Annotated in this window: 1 protein-coding gene and 1 pseudogene; both read right to left on the bottom strand. The window is 49.8% G+C overall.

Annotation, left to right across the window (positions count from 1 at the left end; all coding sequences use genetic code 11):
* Window positions 1-147: pseudogene (locus FC814_RS22750) on the bottom strand (autotransporter outer membrane beta-barrel domain-containing protein); the annotation flags it as partial.
* Window positions 148-163: 16 nt separating this feature from the next.
* Window positions 164-220, bottom strand: coding sequence for an IS1 family transposase (locus FC814_RS23880; protein ID WP_003032489.1), 57 nt, complete (start codon window positions 218-220; stop codon window positions 164-166).
* Window position 221: the final 1 nt, after the last annotated feature.

Genomic DNA, 221 nt, shown 5'->3' with positions numbered 1-221 from the left:
GTTGTCCCCCAACTGCTGGGCGACGTTGCCCCACAGTTGCAGACGTGGATTAAGCTGACCTTCCACCCCAACTTTTAACTCGCCGATGTTACGCGTGCCGATGATTTCATCGCTGATGCCATCCATCTTCACGCTGTAATTGCGGGAGGGTAATGACTCTAACTTATTGATAGTGTTTTATGTTCAGATAATGCCCGATGACTTTGTCATGCAGCTCCACC

Origin of the sequence: Escherichia sp. MR (assembly GCF_005280595.1) — a bacterium.
GTDB classification, from domain to species: Bacteria; Pseudomonadota; Gammaproteobacteria; order Enterobacterales; family Enterobacteriaceae; genus Escherichia; species Escherichia ruysiae.
This window is presented reverse-complemented; position numbering and strand designations above follow the sequence as displayed.